Here is a 16,688-nt window from a genome sequence, read left to right as displayed (position 1 = left end):
AATAAGGGCAATAGAAGTCCGTGCTGTTTTCGTTTTCTGATTGTTAGCAGACTATCTGTAAATTAGTTACGTGGATGAAGTCGGTCTTGGGCATTTTCCTTATTACGCTGCTACTGGATAGTTCGGCTGCCCGAGGTCAGTCTGTTCCGGTAATCAAATTTGAGCAGTTGAAGCAACTGATTAGCCGTCCGAATGATACGCTTTACGTGGTGAATTTCTGGGCGACCTGGTGTGCGCCTTGCGTGAAAGAGTTGCCTCAGTTTGAAGCCATTCAGCAAACCTATGCCAAGAAGCCAGTTCATGTTCTGCTGGTCAATATGGATAATGGAAAAGTGCTGAATACGAAAGTTATCCCTTTCGTTAAAAACCGAAAAATTAAATCACGAGTAGTTTTACTTAATGAACCCGATCTGAACACCTGGGTTGACAAACTAGCCCCTGAATGGTCTGGTGCTTTGCCAATGACACTGATTATCAATTCAAAACGAAACATTCGTCAGTTTATCGACAGGCCAGTAAAAGCAGGAGAACTTGAGGCAATGATTAACCAATATAAACTATAACCAACTATGAAAAAGGCTGCTTTGCTAGCCACGATCGCTCTCGTGATTACCGTGGTATTGATGAACGCACACAGTGCCTCGACCGGGTATAAAGTAGGCGATGTGGTACAGGATTTTAAACTGAAAAATGTTGATGGAAAAATGGTTTCGCTGGCCGACAAGCCAGATGTGAAAGGCTACATCATTGCTTTTACCTGCAATACGTGCCCGGTTGCGAAAGCATACGAAGGTCGAATTATGGCCCTAAACGAGCAATTTGCCGCAAAAGGGTATCCAGTTGTGGCCATTCAGGCCAACGACGCTGAGCGGTCGCCGGGGGATTCGTACAGTGCGATGCAACAGAGGGCTAAGGCCAAAAATTACGCATTCCCCTATTTATACGATGAAAGCCAGGCTGTAGCCCGTACGTTTGGTGCTACAAACACACCGCATATGTTTGTCGTAAAACGAGATGGTACCCAATTTACAGTGGCCTATATTGGGGCTATTGACAACAATCACTATGATGTGGGAACCGCCGACAAAAAATACGTTGAGCGTGCTGTTAGTGAATTACTGGAAGGCAAGCCTGTAACAACCCCTTCGGCAAGAGCGGTTGGGTGTGGGATTAAATGGAAAGACGCTTAATACAAAATTAAAAAGCTTCTATAGAAAATTAGTAATAAGCTATCGTTTGTACTGCCGTATTGCCCAGCGGACTATGGCTCCCCCCAAAAACAAACTGGTGGATAGTACAATTATTTGCCAAATAATGAGCCCCCAATCAGGTGATAGTAAATTCATTTAGTGTCTTAATTAGTAAGCTACTCCTCCATTAATTCAGTCAAAATTTTCTGAGCTGCTACCGAAATCACCGTTCCAGGACCGAATACGCCTTTGACTCCAGCGTCGTACAGAAACTGGTAATCCTGCGCTGGAATCACCCCGCCGGCAATGACTAAAATATCGCCACGTCCGATTTTCTTTAATTCCTCAATCAGTTGTGGTACGAGAGTTTTGTGGCCCGCTGCCAGACTCGATACACCCACAACATGAACATCGTTTTCTGCCGCCTGTCGGGCTACTTCGGCGGGTGTCTGGAAGAGTGGCCCCATATCGACATCGAAGCCCAAGTCAGCAAAGCTCGTTGCAATTACTTTGGCACCCCGGTCGTGTCCATCCTGCCCCATTTTAGCAACCAGAATCCGTGGGCGACGACCGTCCAGTTCGGCAAAACGGTCACTCATTTCGCGGGCTAACCGGAAGTTTTCATCGTCGGATACTTCGGCAGAGTAAATACCCGACACCGCCCGAATCGTGGCTTTATGTCGGCCAAAGGCTTTTTCCATAGCGTCAGAAATTTCACCAAGTGTAGCCCGATGGCGAGCCGCTTCAACAGCAAGCGCGAGGAGGTTTTTAGCAGGGGGCAGGGAGCTCGGGGCAGAGTTTCCCCCCTCTCCTTGCTTAAGGGGAGGGGCCGGGGTAAACTGAGTTAAAGCTGCTTTTGTCAATGCCGCCAGCGCCATTTCAACCTTCTCCTGATTTCGACTTTTCTTTACCTCGTTTAAGCGTTTTAACTGGCTTTCCCGTACGGCCTGATTGTCAATATCGAGCAGCTCAATCTGGGTTTCAGTTTCAGGTTTGTAGCGATTGACGCCGACAATGACGTCTTTCCCGGCATCAATACGCGCCTGCTTGCGGGCAGCCGCTTCTTCAATTCGAAGTTTGGGTAGTCCTGTTTCAATAGCTTTGGTCATACCACCTAATTGCTCCACTTCTTCTATCAGCGCCCACGCTTTTTCAACCAATTCTTTCGTCAGATACTCAACGTAATAAGAGCCACCCCAGGGATCAACAGCGCGGGTAATATCGGTTTCGTGCTGTAAATACAACTGCGTATTGCGGGCGATGCGAGCCGAAAAATCAGTCGGCAAGGCTATGGCTTCATCCAATGAGTTTGTGTGCAGACTTTGTGTGCCACCTAACACAGCCGCAAGCGCTTCAATAACCGTCCGGGCAACATTGTTAAATGGGTCCTGCTCCGTCAAACTATAGCCAGACGTCTGACAGTGGGTTCGTAAAGCCAGCGACTTCGGATTTTTCGGATCAAACTGCTTCACAATTTTCGACCAAAGCAACCGACCAGCCCGCAGTTTGGCAATCTCCATGAAGTGATTCATGCCAATACCCCAGAAGAACGATAAACGCGGGGCGAATTCGTCGATACCCATACCAGCCCGCAAGCCAGTACGAATGTATTCAAGTCCATCGGCTAGCGTATAGGCTAGTTCGAGCTGGGCAGGGGCACCTGCTTCGTGCATGTGATAGCCGCTAATACTAATGGAATTGAATTTAGGCATATGCTGACTAGTGTAGGCGAAAATATCGCCAACGATACGCATAGAGGGTTCGGGCGGATAGATATAGGTATTTCGCACCATGAATTCCTTCAGAATGTCATTCTGAATCGTTCCCGAAAGCTTTTCGGGTGGAACTCCCTGCTCTTCGGCAGCTACAATGAAAAAAGCCATAATCGGCAATACGGCTCCATTCATGGTCATCGACACCGACATCTGATCAAGCGGAATCTGATCGAAGAGAATTTTCATATCTTCGACCGAGTCGATCGCTACGCCAGCCTTACCAACATCGCCAACTACGCGTGGATGATCGGAATCGTAACCCCGGTGAGTGGCTAAATCAAAGGCAACGGATAAGCCCTTTTGTCCACCGGCAAGATTACGTCGGTAAAAAGCATTCGACTCTTCAGCGGTCGAAAAACCTGCATACTGCCGGATAGTCCAGGGCTGTTGTACGTACATACTGGCGTATGGCCCCCGTAGGAAAGGCGGAATGCCAGCCGCATAGTCCAAATGGTCAGCATTAGCCACATCAGCGACTGTAAAATGCGGCTTTACTTTGATGCCCTCAGCGGTAGTATAGGTTGTTTGTCGCTGTGCACTGGGCGTTGTGTTTGCCAATGCCTGGCTGCCTACCGACAATGAATCTGGTATCGTGTTGAAATCGGGTCTCATGGCTTGTCGGGATTATTCAAACGCTTGGGCCAGGCGCCGGTCGGGTAATGAACCTGTACTTGAGCTGGCAGTGACGCTTTCTAAAGTTGTAGTGGCTTGGGTGCCTGGTTCATCAAACCGGAACTTTGTAACACCAACCAGCACCTTTCCACCACGAACCGCATCGACTTTTGCCTGATACGGTCGATCGATTTCGCTGGCGATAAACCCAGCCTCAAATGCCTTTGCAAAGCCTCCTTGTTTTTCGACGTTCAGAAACAGAGACCAGGCGGATTCGGCTAATTGATGGGTCATCGTTTCGATGTAATACGATCCAGCCGATGGATCGGCAATCTTGGCCAAATAACTCTCGTCTTTTAGCAGCAGCGACACGTTGCGAGCAATTCGCTCGGCAAACGCCTGGTTATCCGATTGCGCTAAAACGGTATTGTAGGGATGCACAGTCAATGCATCGCAACCGCCCATAACAGCGGCCATTGATTCGGTAGTGCCCCGTAGTAAGTTGGTATAAGGGGTGGCTGTCGAATCGAAGAAGGTGGATGTTTGGGCGTGAATGTAGGTAGGATGTATTGTGGATGATGTATGATAGGCTGATAGAAAACGAGCCATTAAAACACGTAGTGCGCGGAGTTTGGCGATTTCCTGGAAATAGCTCGTGCCGACAGAAACGGAGAGGATCGTTTTAGGAACAAGTTGATTGATTGTCAATCCCGCATCTGTCAATTGATCATAACTATCAGCCAGCGAAGCTAGCGTAAAGGCTAACTCCTGAGTAGCAGTAGCGCCAGCATTGTGAAAAGCATGGCCACTGGCACAGATTGTTCGAAATTGGGGTGAATCAATCGTTAGGCGAGTGATCTCGGTGGTCGTGCTATCGGTGCCAGACAGTAATCCTCCTTTAAGATGATAGGGGGCAATGGTTTCCAGGGCATTTACCAAATCCACCCCATTAGTTTGGGCATTGAAACGAAAAAAAACGGGTGTTTCGCTAAGTTTTATGCCGTGTAGCAGCGGGGCTACGTCTGGTTGAGTAGATAAGTTAAGTACCAGCGCATCGGCTCCTTGTGTAAGGGCATCCCGAAGCCTGGAGTTATCTGTTTTCTCAGTAGAAATAAGTAGTTCGGGCGCATTAAGCCAGCCTGGAACTTGCTTCTGTGCTTCCTGAATCGAGGCTAGTGGCAGATGGGTAAGTGCATCGCCAGTGTAATAAGGTTCCTGGATAAACCCTTCGGCCGTGTGCCAGCGAAGACTCTCATAAGCCCCCTCATCTTTCAACTCTTTCTGAACTTGTTTTAGCCAGACAGATTGATCGGCAGGAGGAAATAACGATGATAAAAGAGAGTCCATCAGGTGCGTTGCGATGATTGAGAGTAAAAGTACATTTTTTATCTTTTCCAGGGAAAATTGTGCCCGCTACCGCTTAATAAGTGTCTTCGTTGTATTATTCAAAGGGATTCAAATCGCACCTTGACGTTCCAACTGAATCACGTAATTTTAGCTTAACATTGGGAAGGAAGACAGCGGTTGTCAAAAAAAACCTGACATGGTCTGTATGGCCGGGTCAACTATTTTTCTCATATTTGTCTCCCTTTTTTGCGACCCCAACCGTAATAAGAAATGTCTTCCCGTGAATATAACTACTCAGACCGGCATGCAGCGTGAAATAACGACGGTGTGGAATCGCTGTCTGAATGTTATTCGGGAGATTGTTCCCGAACAAAGTTTTAACACTTGGTTTGAACCCATTGTGCCTCTGCGGCTTAATGGGCATGTATTGACGATACAGGTACCCAGTGAGTTTTTTTACGAATGGCTTGAGGAGAACTTTGTGCACGCCCTGCGTAAAGCGCTCGATACGGCCATTGGGCCTAACGGGCAGTTAGAATATTCGATTATCGTCGATAAGGGCAACGAACAAAACCGCCCGCTTACGGTAAACATACCAACAACGAAGTCGACACAAACGTCAAAACCTGATAATGTTAATCCTGATCTAATCAAAAGCCCATTTGTTTTTAAAGATCTTGATTCATTAACGCTCGACTCCTACCTGAATCCGACCTACACGTTCGATAATTATGTGGAAGGTGATTGCAATCGGCTGGCGCGTTCGGCTGGTTATGCCGTTGCGGAACGGCCAGGGGTTACCTCCTTCAATCCATTGATGATCTATGGGGGGGTTGGTTTGGGCAAAACGCACCTGGTACAGGCTATTGGTAACTACATCAAGAATAACAACCAGAATAAGTTTGTTCTATATGTGACTTCCGAGAAGTTTACCAACCAGTTTCTGAATGCCGTTCGGAGCGACGGTATTCGGGATTTTACCTCGTTTTACATGCAGGTAGATGTGCTGGTGATCGACGACGTGCAGTTTTTACAGAAAAAGGAAAAAACCCAGGAGATTTTCTTCCATATTTTCAACCACCTCCATCAGTCAGGCAAGCAAATCATTATGACCTCCGACCGCGCCCCACGGGCACTGGATGGATTGGAAGACCGCTTACTATCCCGTTTCAAATGGGGGCTTTCGGCCGATTTGCAAACACCTGATCTGGAAACGCGGATTGCCATTATTCAGAAAAAACTCCAGGCAGAAGGCATTTATATCGAGAACACGGTAATTGAGTACCTCGCTCATAGCGTCAACACAAACGTGCGCGAGCTGGAAGGTGTTATTGTCTCGCTGATGGCACAGGCGTCGCTGAACCGGCGCGACATTGACCTTGAATTGGCCAAACAAACCCTCCGCAATATTGTGGTCGACTCAGACCGGGAGGTGACCATCGATTCGGTACAGGAAGCCGTTGCCGATTATTTCAATGTGACCATCGCCGATCTGAAAGCCAAAAGCCGAAAGCGCGAACTGGTACACCCACGGCAAATTGCGATGTATCTGGCCAAAGAGAAAACCGATCTATCGCTCAAATCCATTGGGTATCATTTTGGTGGCCGCGACCATAGCACGGTTATTCATGCGGTGCAAACCATCAGCGATCTTGTGGCCAAGCACGCCGAAACTCGCGACGCGATTGAAAAACTGAAAGCTCAGTTTAAATAAGGTTTTCAGCGTTTGCCATGCTGGAAATCATTCCTCGCCATCAACTCGACGCTACGGCCTGGGATGCCTGTGTGGCCGCTTCTCCCCAGCGAATTTTATATGGCTATTCCTGGTATCTGGATGCCGTGTTGCCATCGCCCGACTGGAAATGGGTTGGCCTTGTTTCAATAGATGAAGCTGGGCGTTATCAGGCCGTTATGCCTGTTCCATTGCGCCGGAAGCGTGTAGCCGGAATTGTTTCCCAATGGGTCGTCCATCAGCCATTCTTCTGCCAGTTTCTGGACGTTTTCAGTCTTGCTGAATCTGTTGACTCAACCCCGTTTTTTCAATTGATGATTGAGACGTTTCGATATGGCTCCGTTTACGGTACGCGCCAGCAAGTTGATAAACAGCCCAATCATACTACTATTCGGAAGCTCACGACTCTTACACTCAACCTATCTTCTGATTACTCGACCATCTATCAAAACTACTCACCCGACCGAAAAACAAACCTCCGTCGGGCGCAGCGTGAGTTTAGCAATAATCCAAACTGGGAAATGCTGGATTCGATAGACTCAGAACCACTCATAACCTTATTTCGAGAAAATCACGCAGATACCATCGACGGAAGCGTGGCCGACTGGGCTTACGACATGTTTAGGGCGCTCCTACGTGAATTGACTAAGCGCAGCATGGCCATTTTGCGTTATGCTCTGTATAATGGGCAAATTGAAGCCGGGGTTTTGTTTGTGCAGGAGGATAAGCGAATTATATACCTGTTCAATGCGGCTTCTAAAACTGGACGAAAGGCAAATGTCCGCACACTGTTGATCGACAAGTTGATTCAGGAAAAAACTGGAGAAGCCTTCGTATTGGACTTTGAAAGCCCTGCTAAATCATCAATTCGAGATTTCTATCAGAGTTTTGGGGCTGTTGAGGAGCCGTTTTGGACAATGCGATGGAATCGGCTGACAGCTGTTGAGCGGGGACTTCTGAGACTTAAAAAACGATTCTGATTACATTCTAGAGCCAGTTTGTCATTCCGAGTGCAGGGAGGAATCTCAAGCTTAATTAACATGAATTATGGAGGATTTACAAATAGAATTATACTAGTTTTTTGTCATCCCGACGCAGGAGGGATCTTCGGCAACTGGCTATTTACCGAAGATCCCTCCTGACGTCGGGATGACAAAAAAACGTTGATAACCAAAGAATTAAATGAAAGCTGAGCCATAATTCACGTTAATTAAGCTTGAGATTCCTCCCTGCGCTCGGAATGACAAAAAGTAATAAAAAAGGCGTGCCAGGGTTTCAAAACCGTGGCACGCCTTTTTTATTACCCCACTGAAACTATTAAAAAAACTTCAGCGGTTGTTTCAATCCAGAGTTTTGTTTTAAGTCCATCGCCATCGAGCCGATCCATAAATCGACTTCAACCTTAATGGGAATTTTATTCGCATCATCCGAAACGAAAATCCGGATCGATTCTTCTTCCTTAAACATGGCATTGCCCGGTGGTAACACAGGGTTCAGCTTGATCACGTTGATCTTACCACCCTTTGCCTTAATAACATCTTTACCCCGATACCGAACCTTCATATTATAGATGGTATCGTCGTAGAAGGCAGGCACTTCGATTATTTGGCCGCTACTGAGTTTGTTAAAATCGATCGTTCGTAGGAAATAATAGCCGCTGATAAGATCATGAACGTTATCAGGTACTTTAAACACGTCTTTTTCTGTACGTTCCTCAGCTTTTACCGTATTGGTTTCGTGATTGAACGTGATGTTTTCTTCCTTCCGATATTTATTTTCCTGAAGGTTCGTATAAAACTTTTGCGGAAGAATAGCCGATGTGTCGATATACGAGCGCCAGGTGTCGCGAACGCGAGTCACGAGATCAAAGGCCCCTACAGTACGGCCATCTACATTGACTCGATAGCAAGGGCGGTCGTTTACCTTATACAACGTTGGGCTAACATCTACGACTGCTTCGGCTGCGTTTATAAAGCCATAGTGAACCCGATATTCAATGTGTTCACCTGGTCCGAAACTGTTGTTAACCACGCGTCGATAGCTGTTCATAGCCATAAAACCCGTGCTAAGAACAGATAAAATACCGATGCCAATCAATAACTTCTTCATACTTCCAACTGCCCGTTGACCGGGTTTTGTTTACAACGATGGATAGGTCTGTTTAAGGTATGTTAGATATTTTTTGAAATCTCCACCAAACTGTTTCTCAAACTCCTGCCGAAAACGATTCTGTTGTTTCCGGTAAGTCAGGTACCCAATAAAATACGCATTATTGGGTAGGTTCAGTTTTGCAGGTTGCCGTTTTTTTACTGAACGTATACTTGCTTTACTTCGCTGATCGGTTAATGTATCTGATGAATCAACAATTTGACGAATAGTTTTCCACTTCAATGAATCTTTGACTACGACAGGCGTTGTCGGTTTAAACGACTTATACAAACTGTCGAGCATTCGGGTACCGCGCAAAATGTGTTCATCATAACGTTCATAAAACGCTTTAGTAGCCAGATAGTTCTGATACTGAACCGATGTCTTGCCATACTTCTGCGCCAGGAAGCGCAAAGCGCCGTATTCGCCTACAAAGTCGGCCAGATTTTCGTTATACTCCAGGCTGTTTTTCACAAACAACGTGCCATGCGTGAGTTCATGAATAATCAACTCGGCCAGACTACCTTCCGGCCTGTCCAGAAAGCTGGACAGAATCGGGTCATCTAAAAATCCTAATGTCGACCAGGCCGATACTTCACCAATACGCGTATCCAATCCTTCCCGTTTCAGGTCTGCTACTGTCGAATCGGCCCGATCTTTTTCAAAAAATCCTTTGTACGAAAACGTACCGAGGATTGGAAAGTGCCATTGTCTGGCAATGAGTTGGTACGGTTGAGCTGCCGTTACCACCCATAAAATAGGCTTTCCCTGTTGATCGTAAAACGATTCGTAACTCCCCGACTTATCAAGACCAAGCGAGTCTATAGCAAAACGCTTGATTTCACGGATAAGTTCTATTTTCTTTTTTAACGAATCTGGGTACGCTGGGTTGGCCAATACATCGGCAACGGGCTGGGTATTCCATAGAATATGCAACTGGCCCTTTGCCTGCATCCAGCCGTAACTAACTAGCTCCCACTGCCAGACAGTTAAAATAACCAGAACCCCTACGACGACAAGACCAATTTTTTTAAGCATAGGTTGGAAGCACTCACCAGGAATATTCGCTGCAAAAATAACGAACGATCTGCCTCGAATAAAGATAAAGTGCTATTGGCTGATAAGCCCGGCTAGAAAATGGTCATAACGATGTTGAACAAGTAAACTCACTATCTTTGTTAAAGGGCGAGTTAATCAATGTACACGCATGACGTATCGTCAACTTTATCAGAAATACCAGGCTTTACCGCCTGTCTATCAAGCAGAAGTAGCTGATTTTGTTGACTTTCTGGCTACTCGGAAAGCTACGGAGAAGCCACTTGAACGAAAAACACCTGTATTTGGTAGCGCCAAAGGCCAATTTCAAATTAGTCCTGATTTTGATGCACCACTGGATGATTTTGCGGACTATCAATAATGAATTTACTGCTTGATACCCACACCCTTATTTGGTTTCTTAATGGTAATGAAACGAATCTTTCTTTTGCTCACCCATGCATCACCGTGACCCATTCGACCGGCTTTTGATTGCCCAGAGCATGACAGAAAATCTGTTATTCATTACGGCTGATGCCAATATTCATCAGTGTGACGTTAATTGGGTTTGGTAATCAGGTTGCTTTGTTCTGCGGTCTAAATCTGAGGTTTATGCGGGCAGAGGACTGCAACTACATTTCTTTATGTGGTGTGCTCGTTTAACGGCCAAAGGTGTTGATGATGGGCAAGTCACCTAGCTGAACTCACTGCACCTTTACACCCCTGTTTGGATGTACTGTTAAATTTTAATTGACTGATAATCAGGTATCTTATAAAAAAAAGCAATTTGACAGTTCTTCTAGGTTCGTTCGCCCGCGAACACGGTGGCTATTGGGCTGCCAAACCTACCTTCGGGACGTGCAACCTGTCGCAGACAGGTGAATCATGCGAAACGAATAGTAACGAACGGATGCAACTGACCTACAAGTTAAAAATTGATTTTGCATTAACTAAGTATTCTTGAGACTGCTTTATAAAAATCTCAGGTTTGATTGCTTGCTCACCCTTTTCTCGTTTTTTCAATAAAACATCAGCATAGAAATAGTACTTGCCTTCCGAAATACGATTACGTGCTAATTGATTTGCGTAAATGGAGGTTTTAACGAAAATCAGAGTGTCATTGTAAAAATAGTAAGTTCTGAAAGCAAAGTGATTCAGAGTTTCTCCCCGTTCAACTTTCACTAGGTGGTTATCAGTAGGAGTAAGCCAGAAAGTATCAGAAAATCCACCCTTTAGCTTTTTGTTTCCTTTGCGCTTTAAATACCCATCAACGACAGCATTCCGTAATCCTTTTGTTGAATCAATTCTACGTACGATACTGTCGATTTGTGTTACTGTGAATGTTTGCCCCAAAACGGGAGCTGAAAACAGCAATAGCAAGGGTAAAAACAATGGCTTCATATCAGGCTTATTCTGACTACGAGTTAACCTGTCACCGGCAAACACGCTTTTTCTATTTGGCTGTTTACGCAACGGCCATAAGGGTTGATAGATGATGACGCTACGTCACTCAACAAGACTACCAACCTTTACACACTCATTTGGATGTACTGTTAAATTGCAACCCAGTGATTATCAAGCATACACCAAAAGGGCAATTTAACAGTTTGTCGGGGGGTGTTCGCTCGCGAACTCGGTGGTGGTTGGGCTGACCCGCTTGCCTTCGGGACGAGCGTCCTGTCGACGGAAGCGTGAACTTGGCAGAGCAAATTGCTAGCTATTTGCCGGTTTGGAGATTCTGCTTGATATCCAGAACAAAATCAATAGAGGTGTTACTGAAATTGGCTATATCTTCTACTGACAGTTGGCTGGCAGTCAGCATTTTTTTTACTGTTTCGGTTTTTACTGCTACCTCTTTGCGTTTTTCTGCTTCTTGAATCTTCAGCTTTTCAGCCTTAACTGCTTCCGCATTGGCTGCGGTCACACGGGCAAAGTACGCCCGCTCCTCTGGGGTCATTTTCCGCGTATCCAGCTCGTCAATGGCCCGTTTAAGCCATTCTTCATTCCAGAAAGCCGGGTACTGAGTCGGTTCGGTTGTATGGAGCGTCTTCATCGTATAAACCAGTTTGTCTAAGTCAGTCTCTATCTCGGCTACTTGTTTGTTAAACTTAGCCAATTCTACGATGATGAACCGGGGCCGCCCGTGCGGTCATTTGGCTGTCAATAATTTCGCCCTCCTCGCTTCGCAAATTGGCAACTGTATGGAAGTGAGTAGTTGGCAAAATATTCTTCTCTAACAGCGCAATAGCGTAGATTTTAGGTAGGTTGGCGTAATCGAACTCACCCCGTTCGACGACCGTATTGAACTTGTGCAAGGCATAGAACTTCATACGTTGTACAAAATGAGGGGCTAAACCTAACTGCATTTCGACAATAAACTGACTTCCGTTTTCATCCGTACAAGCGAGGTCAAAAATGCCACTCCGGCTGTCAATGGTTAGAGCTTCAAAGGCGTTTTTATCGAAGTGAACTTCACGAATAGGTATGTCTGACTTGATAAGGGCCTGTAACGCTGTGCGAAGGAATAAACTATCAGTTTCGTTGCCGAAGGTGGCTTTGAAGCCGTAATCCGAAATAATGGGAATATAAACACTTGTCTCCATTGTGCAAAGGTATTGGAAACATACAGAAACCCATTTTATCAAGACTGCCAAGCCGAGACGTTCATCCTGTCGCAAGCAATCCAGTAATTTGAGCAAAGAATCTACCCAACCCGGGCGTTTTTCGTGTCAACCGAAACCCGCCTAACGAGCCCAAAAGTTGTCTGTCAGGGCGACTCCACGGTCACAGGTGACCTGCCTTGCACTCACATTTTGGCCGGTTCACCCAGCGCCCGCGAGGGCTGATGGTGGAGGAAACAACTCAAAATTACGAACGGAGCGTCCGACCTTTACACCCCTGTTTGGATGTACTGTTGAATTGCAACTACCTGATAATCAGACGTCATTTAAAAAGGGCAATTTAACAGTTCTTCTGGGTTCGTTCGCCCGCGAACACGGTGGCTGTTGGGCTGCCCACTTTCCCACGGGACGGGCTCCCTGTCACCCGCCAACTACCCCATGCGTAGCGGACAACCAACGTTTCTCATTATCGCCAATGATGGGTAATTACAGCCCTACTAAAATAAAATTATGTATGGCTGTTTGTCTATAATATTGTATCAACCTCGCTTTTAGCAAATATATTATGTATGCTTACAAAGTGAATATTTTTATTGCTTTTTGTTCTTGAATAAATTCCAGCTCTCCTTCTTCAGAAAATGTAAAATAACTAAAGTGCAAAGGGTAATGTAATGCAATTGCCTTCATTTCTCTTTTTAAAATACTCAAGTCATGTAAATTCTCATATATGATTAAAATATCAACATCATTTGCTAGTTTGGAATTAATCAAAACTGATCCAAATATATAACAGTCAATTTTCTCAACATTTAAATGTAATCTTTCACCAATAATTTTTAGTTCTAATATTATTTCCTCCAAGTCCATCGTGAATTTAGTTTCCCTAGAAGTTCGCCCCATTTAAACACTTTAATTTCTCTCGAATCTGCAAGTTCAACTGCGGAACTTGTGATTCTTCCATTTGGATTAGATTTCAAAACAGCATCAAATTGCCCAAACTCATCTACAGCGCTTCTAATTGATTCGATACCTAAATCATAATCGTTCAAGGCAATGATGATAACCGTCTCTAGGCCGTGACGCTCAATTTGATACCGCTTATTGTCAAGCCTATAAACGGCACTGACTTTTGTATGCTGTTCCAGACCTCGAACAATAAACCGAACTTCCGGTGATAGATATGGCCAGTTTTTCCCTTGGTTTACAACCCTAATAAGGTCGCCGAAACCTCCCAAAACTATTTGTCTTTCCTCCAAAAAGGAAAATACGCTACCAGATACAAATGGTTCCTTCGATGTGTGCAATATGAAGTTTGCTATTTGCACATCAATAATTGACCTGGTATTACTAACATTGAAGTTATCCAAGCTAGTCTTAGTAACAGTCAATTTAGAACCATCTGTCCTAACAACAGTTAGGAGGTCCTCAGAATCGACGGTGATTGATTCTACTTTATCATTACCTTCTAGCTTTTCGACGATCCATTCAAATGCAGATTGTTTCGGCATGACTAATCAACAAATACTTGATTTAACTTTTCAGGAAACTGCAATCCATTTAGGTCTTCATTATTTATATGTTTAGATTCAAAATCTAATACATGCTGTCTAAATAGCTCGACAGTTTTTACTTCCTCTTTGTTTAGAAGACCATAATTTTTATCTAAAATTCCAAGCATTTTTCTGTTGTTAGGTAGAATATACTGATGGATTTTTGATATCCATATTCTTGGCATTTCGCTTTCTGGATTGAATCTCTCATCCGTCATCGGGCCGTATGTATCAAAAATTGTCTTATTCTGATTTAGTAGTGGTAAAACAGAACTTCGAGCTTCTTTTCTATTTGTAAATTCTTTAATATTAAATAAAAAGTTTATTTTTTGACTGTGGATTTTCTTCCAACTGAGAATTAAGCTATCGAGAAATTCTATTTCTGCTTTGTCTATTTTAGTATGGCAAGTAGGGCATAGCATAATCAAATTAGAAAAATCCCCTTTCAACTCCTTTGAAATACCTTTATTTGAACGAGGGCCGTCGTCTCCTGCGCTTATTATATGCGCCATTTCAGCAATATGAAACTCCGAATTCCCAACTGATAAAAATAAGTTCGTATTACAATCAGGGTTTTGGCAATAGCCACCTGAGTCCGCGAAAAGCTTTAATTTGGTGTGAGAATCTGGGTTTGCTTTTCCTCTTTTACAACTCATTGGGAGTATTAATTTGTTTTGAAGCACTATATCATTCAAAGTCTTGTCCAGTAGGAGATTGTATTGTCGCCGGGACTGTTAAAGTGAAAACTCAAAAGCTAACCTGTCGGGGACGAGCGCCCTGTCGCACACGACCCGGCAAACGCGCTTTTACTTTTGGCTATGCACCCAACGCCCCCGAGGGCTGATGGATGATGACACAACTTCAGACAACTAACTTAACCTCAACCTTTACACCCTCATTGGGATGTACTGTTAAATTGCAACTGCCTGACAATCAGACGTCATTTAAAAAGGGCAATTTAACAGTTCTTCTGGGTTCGTTCGCCCGCGAACACAGTGGCTGTTGGGCTGAAAGCGCTCCCTCGGGACGTGCTGCCTGTCACCAGACAGCCTCCTATGCAAAGCCAATTATTGCAAACCTACTCTTAACATACCCTCATTCTCCTCATAATTTATCTTCCATTTGCTCAAAGACTCCCAAATTATCACATCGATATTGTCTTTATCAGCACCTTTCCAATACCATTGATTATCGGAGTAGGATAAATCGTCTTTGGCAAAATAGAGCAAATAAAAATCATACAAATAGTCTTCGTAATCAAGTTCAATACAAAGGTCCTTTAACGAACCTAATACTTTGATTATGGCAATACAACCATTCAATCCTTCGCATACGAGGTAGTAAACGTAATTCTTAATCGTTTTTTCTTTGTCTGAATAGTCAAAATGTAGTTCGCCAAAAACTTTGTCCGTCAACTTTTGCAGTTCAAATTGGTTGAACGGTTGGCTTTCTCCTGCAAGTATTATTAAATTTTCAGTATCAAATCCAGCTACGAGCATATCAACTGCCCAATCAACCCAATACTTATCAATATTTCTATTGAGAGCATTGAAGGCTAATACTGCTGCTGTAGATTTCACCGGTTTCATATCTACTTTACAAGTTTCTACCGCTTCCTGTCGAGACGTTCACTCTGTCAGCCGAGACCCGGAAATGCAAGCCCAAACCTACCACGCGGGGCGTTCAACTTGTCGCACGGAACCCGCCCCGCAAGCACTACTTTTTGGCTTCGCACCCAACATATTATTGTACGCAAACTCGCGGAACTAGCCCTCTCAGATTATCAGTCACTTTTAGTCCCGTTATTTCTTAATCTAAGGCATTAATGCGCAAGAAAAAAGAAACAATGCACCTTACAAATAACCCTTTGTCGAAATGACTTAACGGTAGGTTTTTGGAGAAAAACGGGCTTTCCCCCTTTTTAAAATAGCCTAAGCTCGTTCGGCGATGAACGGGCTTAGGCTATTGAGTAAATCAGGTCTTTAGTTATCTCTACGCTGAATACCCCCGCGTTTCAACTTCCTGAACAGCTTCACCTGTCAACTCATCCAGAAACTGATTGTGGGTCATTGGTTTTGAAAACATGGGGAAGTTTTTGGCGCAGGCAAATGCCTGTTCTTCTTCGCTTAAGGTGGCCGTACAGTCGGTCAGTGTAATCACCTCGAAGCCTTTTTCGTAGCCGGAGCGCATGGTCGATTCCACGCAGCAATTGGTCAGGAAGCCACCTAGTGCGATGGTTTCAATCCCTTTGCTACGTAAAATAAAGTCAAGGTTGGTGCTGGCGAAGGCGTCTAAACCCCGCTTGCCTTCCAGGACAATATCACCAGACTGGGGTGTTAATGAATCGACAATATCGACTCCCCAGGAACCCTTTCGGAACGACTTGCTATCTACAACACCTTTCAGAATGCCGTACGGATGTTTCGTAATCTCAAAATAACCTTCCTGAAAACTAATGGGCGAGTGAATGATAATGGCACCCGCTTCGCGTGCTTTGGCAACAAGATCAAGCGTGTTGGCCAGCATGTTCGTTGAGTCCATGACACCTTTAACGGCATCGTGGAGACTACCTCCTGGCGACGTAAAATCGTTCTGATATTCGATCAGGACAACGGCGGTTTTTTGCGGATTCATAACAGTTCGTTTTTAGTGACAGACTCATAACGAAAGTAGCAGAA

17 protein-coding genes are annotated in these 16,688 nt (G+C 44.7%); 5 read left to right on the top strand and 12 right to left on the bottom strand.

What is annotated here, in order from left to right:
• The first annotated feature begins 74 nt into the window (after positions 1–74).
• Both ACYVGR_RS34620 and ACYVGR_RS34615 read left to right on the top strand, forming a co-directional pair.
• A complete protein-coding gene (locus ACYVGR_RS34620) occupies positions 75–563 on the top strand; it encodes a TlpA disulfide reductase family protein (RefSeq protein WP_460965020.1) in 489 nt (162 codons plus the stop codon).
• A gap of 6 nt (positions 564–569) precedes the next feature.
• Positions 570–1,190: a thioredoxin family protein gene (locus ACYVGR_RS34615; protein WP_460965018.1), complete on the top strand. Its 621-nt coding sequence runs from the start codon at positions 570–572 to the stop codon at positions 1,188–1,190.
• Between the two features lie 176 nt (positions 1,191–1,366).
• Here the strand turns inward: ACYVGR_RS34615 and scpA are convergent, their stop codons facing one another.
• Both scpA and ACYVGR_RS34605 read right to left on the bottom strand, forming a co-directional pair.
• Entirely contained in the window at positions 1,367–3,577 is a 2,211-nt protein-coding gene (gene scpA / locus ACYVGR_RS34610; RefSeq protein WP_460965016.1) for a methylmalonyl-CoA mutase, read from the bottom strand.
• 12 nt (positions 3,578–3,589) lie between these two features.
• Positions 3,590–4,924 carry a methylmalonyl-CoA mutase family protein gene (locus tag ACYVGR_RS34605; protein ID WP_460965014.1) on the bottom strand — a complete coding sequence of 445 codons (1,335 nt, stop codon included), beginning with the start codon at positions 4,922–4,924 and terminating at the stop codon, positions 3,590–3,592.
• 304 nt (positions 4,925–5,228) lie between these two features.
• On the opposite strand from ACYVGR_RS34605, the gene dnaA reads away from it, so the two are divergent.
• Together dnaA and ACYVGR_RS34595 are read left to right on the top strand one after the other, a co-directional pair.
• A complete protein-coding gene (gene dnaA, locus ACYVGR_RS34600; RefSeq protein ID WP_460965012.1) occupies positions 5,229–6,638 on the top strand; it encodes a chromosomal replication initiator protein DnaA in 1,410 nt (469 codons plus the stop codon).
• A gap of 17 nt (positions 6,639–6,655) precedes the next feature.
• Positions 6,656–7,636 carry a GNAT family N-acetyltransferase gene (locus tag ACYVGR_RS34595; RefSeq protein WP_460965010.1) on the top strand — a complete coding sequence of 327 codons (981 nt, stop codon included), beginning with the start codon at positions 6,656–6,658 and terminating at the stop codon, positions 7,634–7,636.
• Positions 7,637–7,973: 337 nt separating this feature from the next.
• Here the strand turns inward: ACYVGR_RS34595 and ACYVGR_RS34590 are convergent, their stop codons facing one another.
• Positions 7,974–8,765, bottom strand: a complete 792-nt coding sequence (locus tag ACYVGR_RS34590) for a DUF3108 domain-containing protein (RefSeq protein ID WP_460965008.1) — start codon at positions 8,763–8,765, stop codon at positions 7,974–7,976.
• Between the two features lie 30 nt (positions 8,766–8,795).
• Positions 8,796–9,842, bottom strand: coding sequence for an aminopeptidase (locus ACYVGR_RS34585; RefSeq protein ID WP_460965006.1), 1,047 nt, complete (start codon positions 9,840–9,842; stop codon positions 8,796–8,798).
• 169 nt (positions 9,843–10,011) lie between these two features.
• Between ACYVGR_RS34585 and vapB the strand changes: the two genes are divergently transcribed.
• Complete coding sequence (gene vapB, locus ACYVGR_RS34580) at positions 10,012–10,221, top strand: type II toxin-antitoxin system VapB family antitoxin (RefSeq protein WP_460965004.1); 210 nt, start codon at positions 10,012–10,014, stop codon at positions 10,219–10,221.
• 539 nt (positions 10,222–10,760) lie between these two features.
• Here vapB and ACYVGR_RS34575 read toward each other — a convergent pair.
• The 8 genes from ACYVGR_RS34575 to ACYVGR_RS34540 form a co-directional block, all read right to left on the bottom strand.
• A complete protein-coding gene (locus ACYVGR_RS34575) occupies positions 10,761–11,312 on the bottom strand; it encodes a hypothetical protein (RefSeq protein ID WP_460965002.1) in 552 nt (183 codons plus the stop codon).
• A 244-nt stretch (positions 11,313–11,556) separates the two neighbouring features.
• On the bottom strand, positions 11,557–11,892 hold the full coding sequence (locus ACYVGR_RS34570; protein WP_460965001.1) for a hypothetical protein: 336 nt from the start codon (positions 11,890–11,892) through the stop codon (positions 11,557–11,559).
• A gap of 55 nt (positions 11,893–11,947) precedes the next feature.
• Positions 11,948–12,442: a PD-(D/E)XK nuclease family transposase gene (locus ACYVGR_RS34565; protein ID WP_460964999.1), complete on the bottom strand. Its 495-nt coding sequence runs from the start codon at positions 12,440–12,442 to the stop codon at positions 11,948–11,950.
• A gap of 591 nt (positions 12,443–13,033) precedes the next feature.
• Entirely contained in the window at positions 13,034–13,327 is a 294-nt protein-coding gene (locus tag ACYVGR_RS34560; RefSeq protein ID WP_460964997.1) for a hypothetical protein, read from the bottom strand.
• A complete protein-coding gene (locus ACYVGR_RS34555; RefSeq protein ID WP_460964995.1) occupies positions 13,309–13,968 on the bottom strand; it encodes a hypothetical protein in 660 nt (219 codons plus the stop codon). The genes ACYVGR_RS34560 and ACYVGR_RS34555 overlap by 19 nt, the downstream gene beginning before the upstream one ends.
• A 2-nt stretch (positions 13,969–13,970) precedes the next feature.
• On the bottom strand, positions 13,971–14,705 hold the full coding sequence (locus tag ACYVGR_RS34550; protein WP_460964993.1) for an HNH endonuclease: 735 nt from the start codon (positions 14,703–14,705) through the stop codon (positions 13,971–13,973).
• Between the two features lie 372 nt (positions 14,706–15,077).
• Positions 15,078–15,599 carry a hypothetical protein gene (locus tag ACYVGR_RS34545; RefSeq protein ID WP_460964991.1) on the bottom strand — a complete coding sequence of 174 codons (522 nt, stop codon included), beginning with the start codon at positions 15,597–15,599 and terminating at the stop codon, positions 15,078–15,080.
• Positions 15,600–16,002: 403 nt separating this feature from the next.
• Complete coding sequence (locus ACYVGR_RS34540) at positions 16,003–16,644, bottom strand: cysteine hydrolase family protein (RefSeq protein ID WP_460964989.1); 642 nt, start codon at positions 16,642–16,644, stop codon at positions 16,003–16,005.
• Positions 16,645–16,688 lie beyond the last annotated feature (44 nt).

The sequence above is a fragment of the Spirosoma litoris genome (assembly GCF_054776755.1).
Note: the sequence above shows the minus strand (reverse complement) of the source record. Positions and strands in the feature narration are given on the sequence as shown.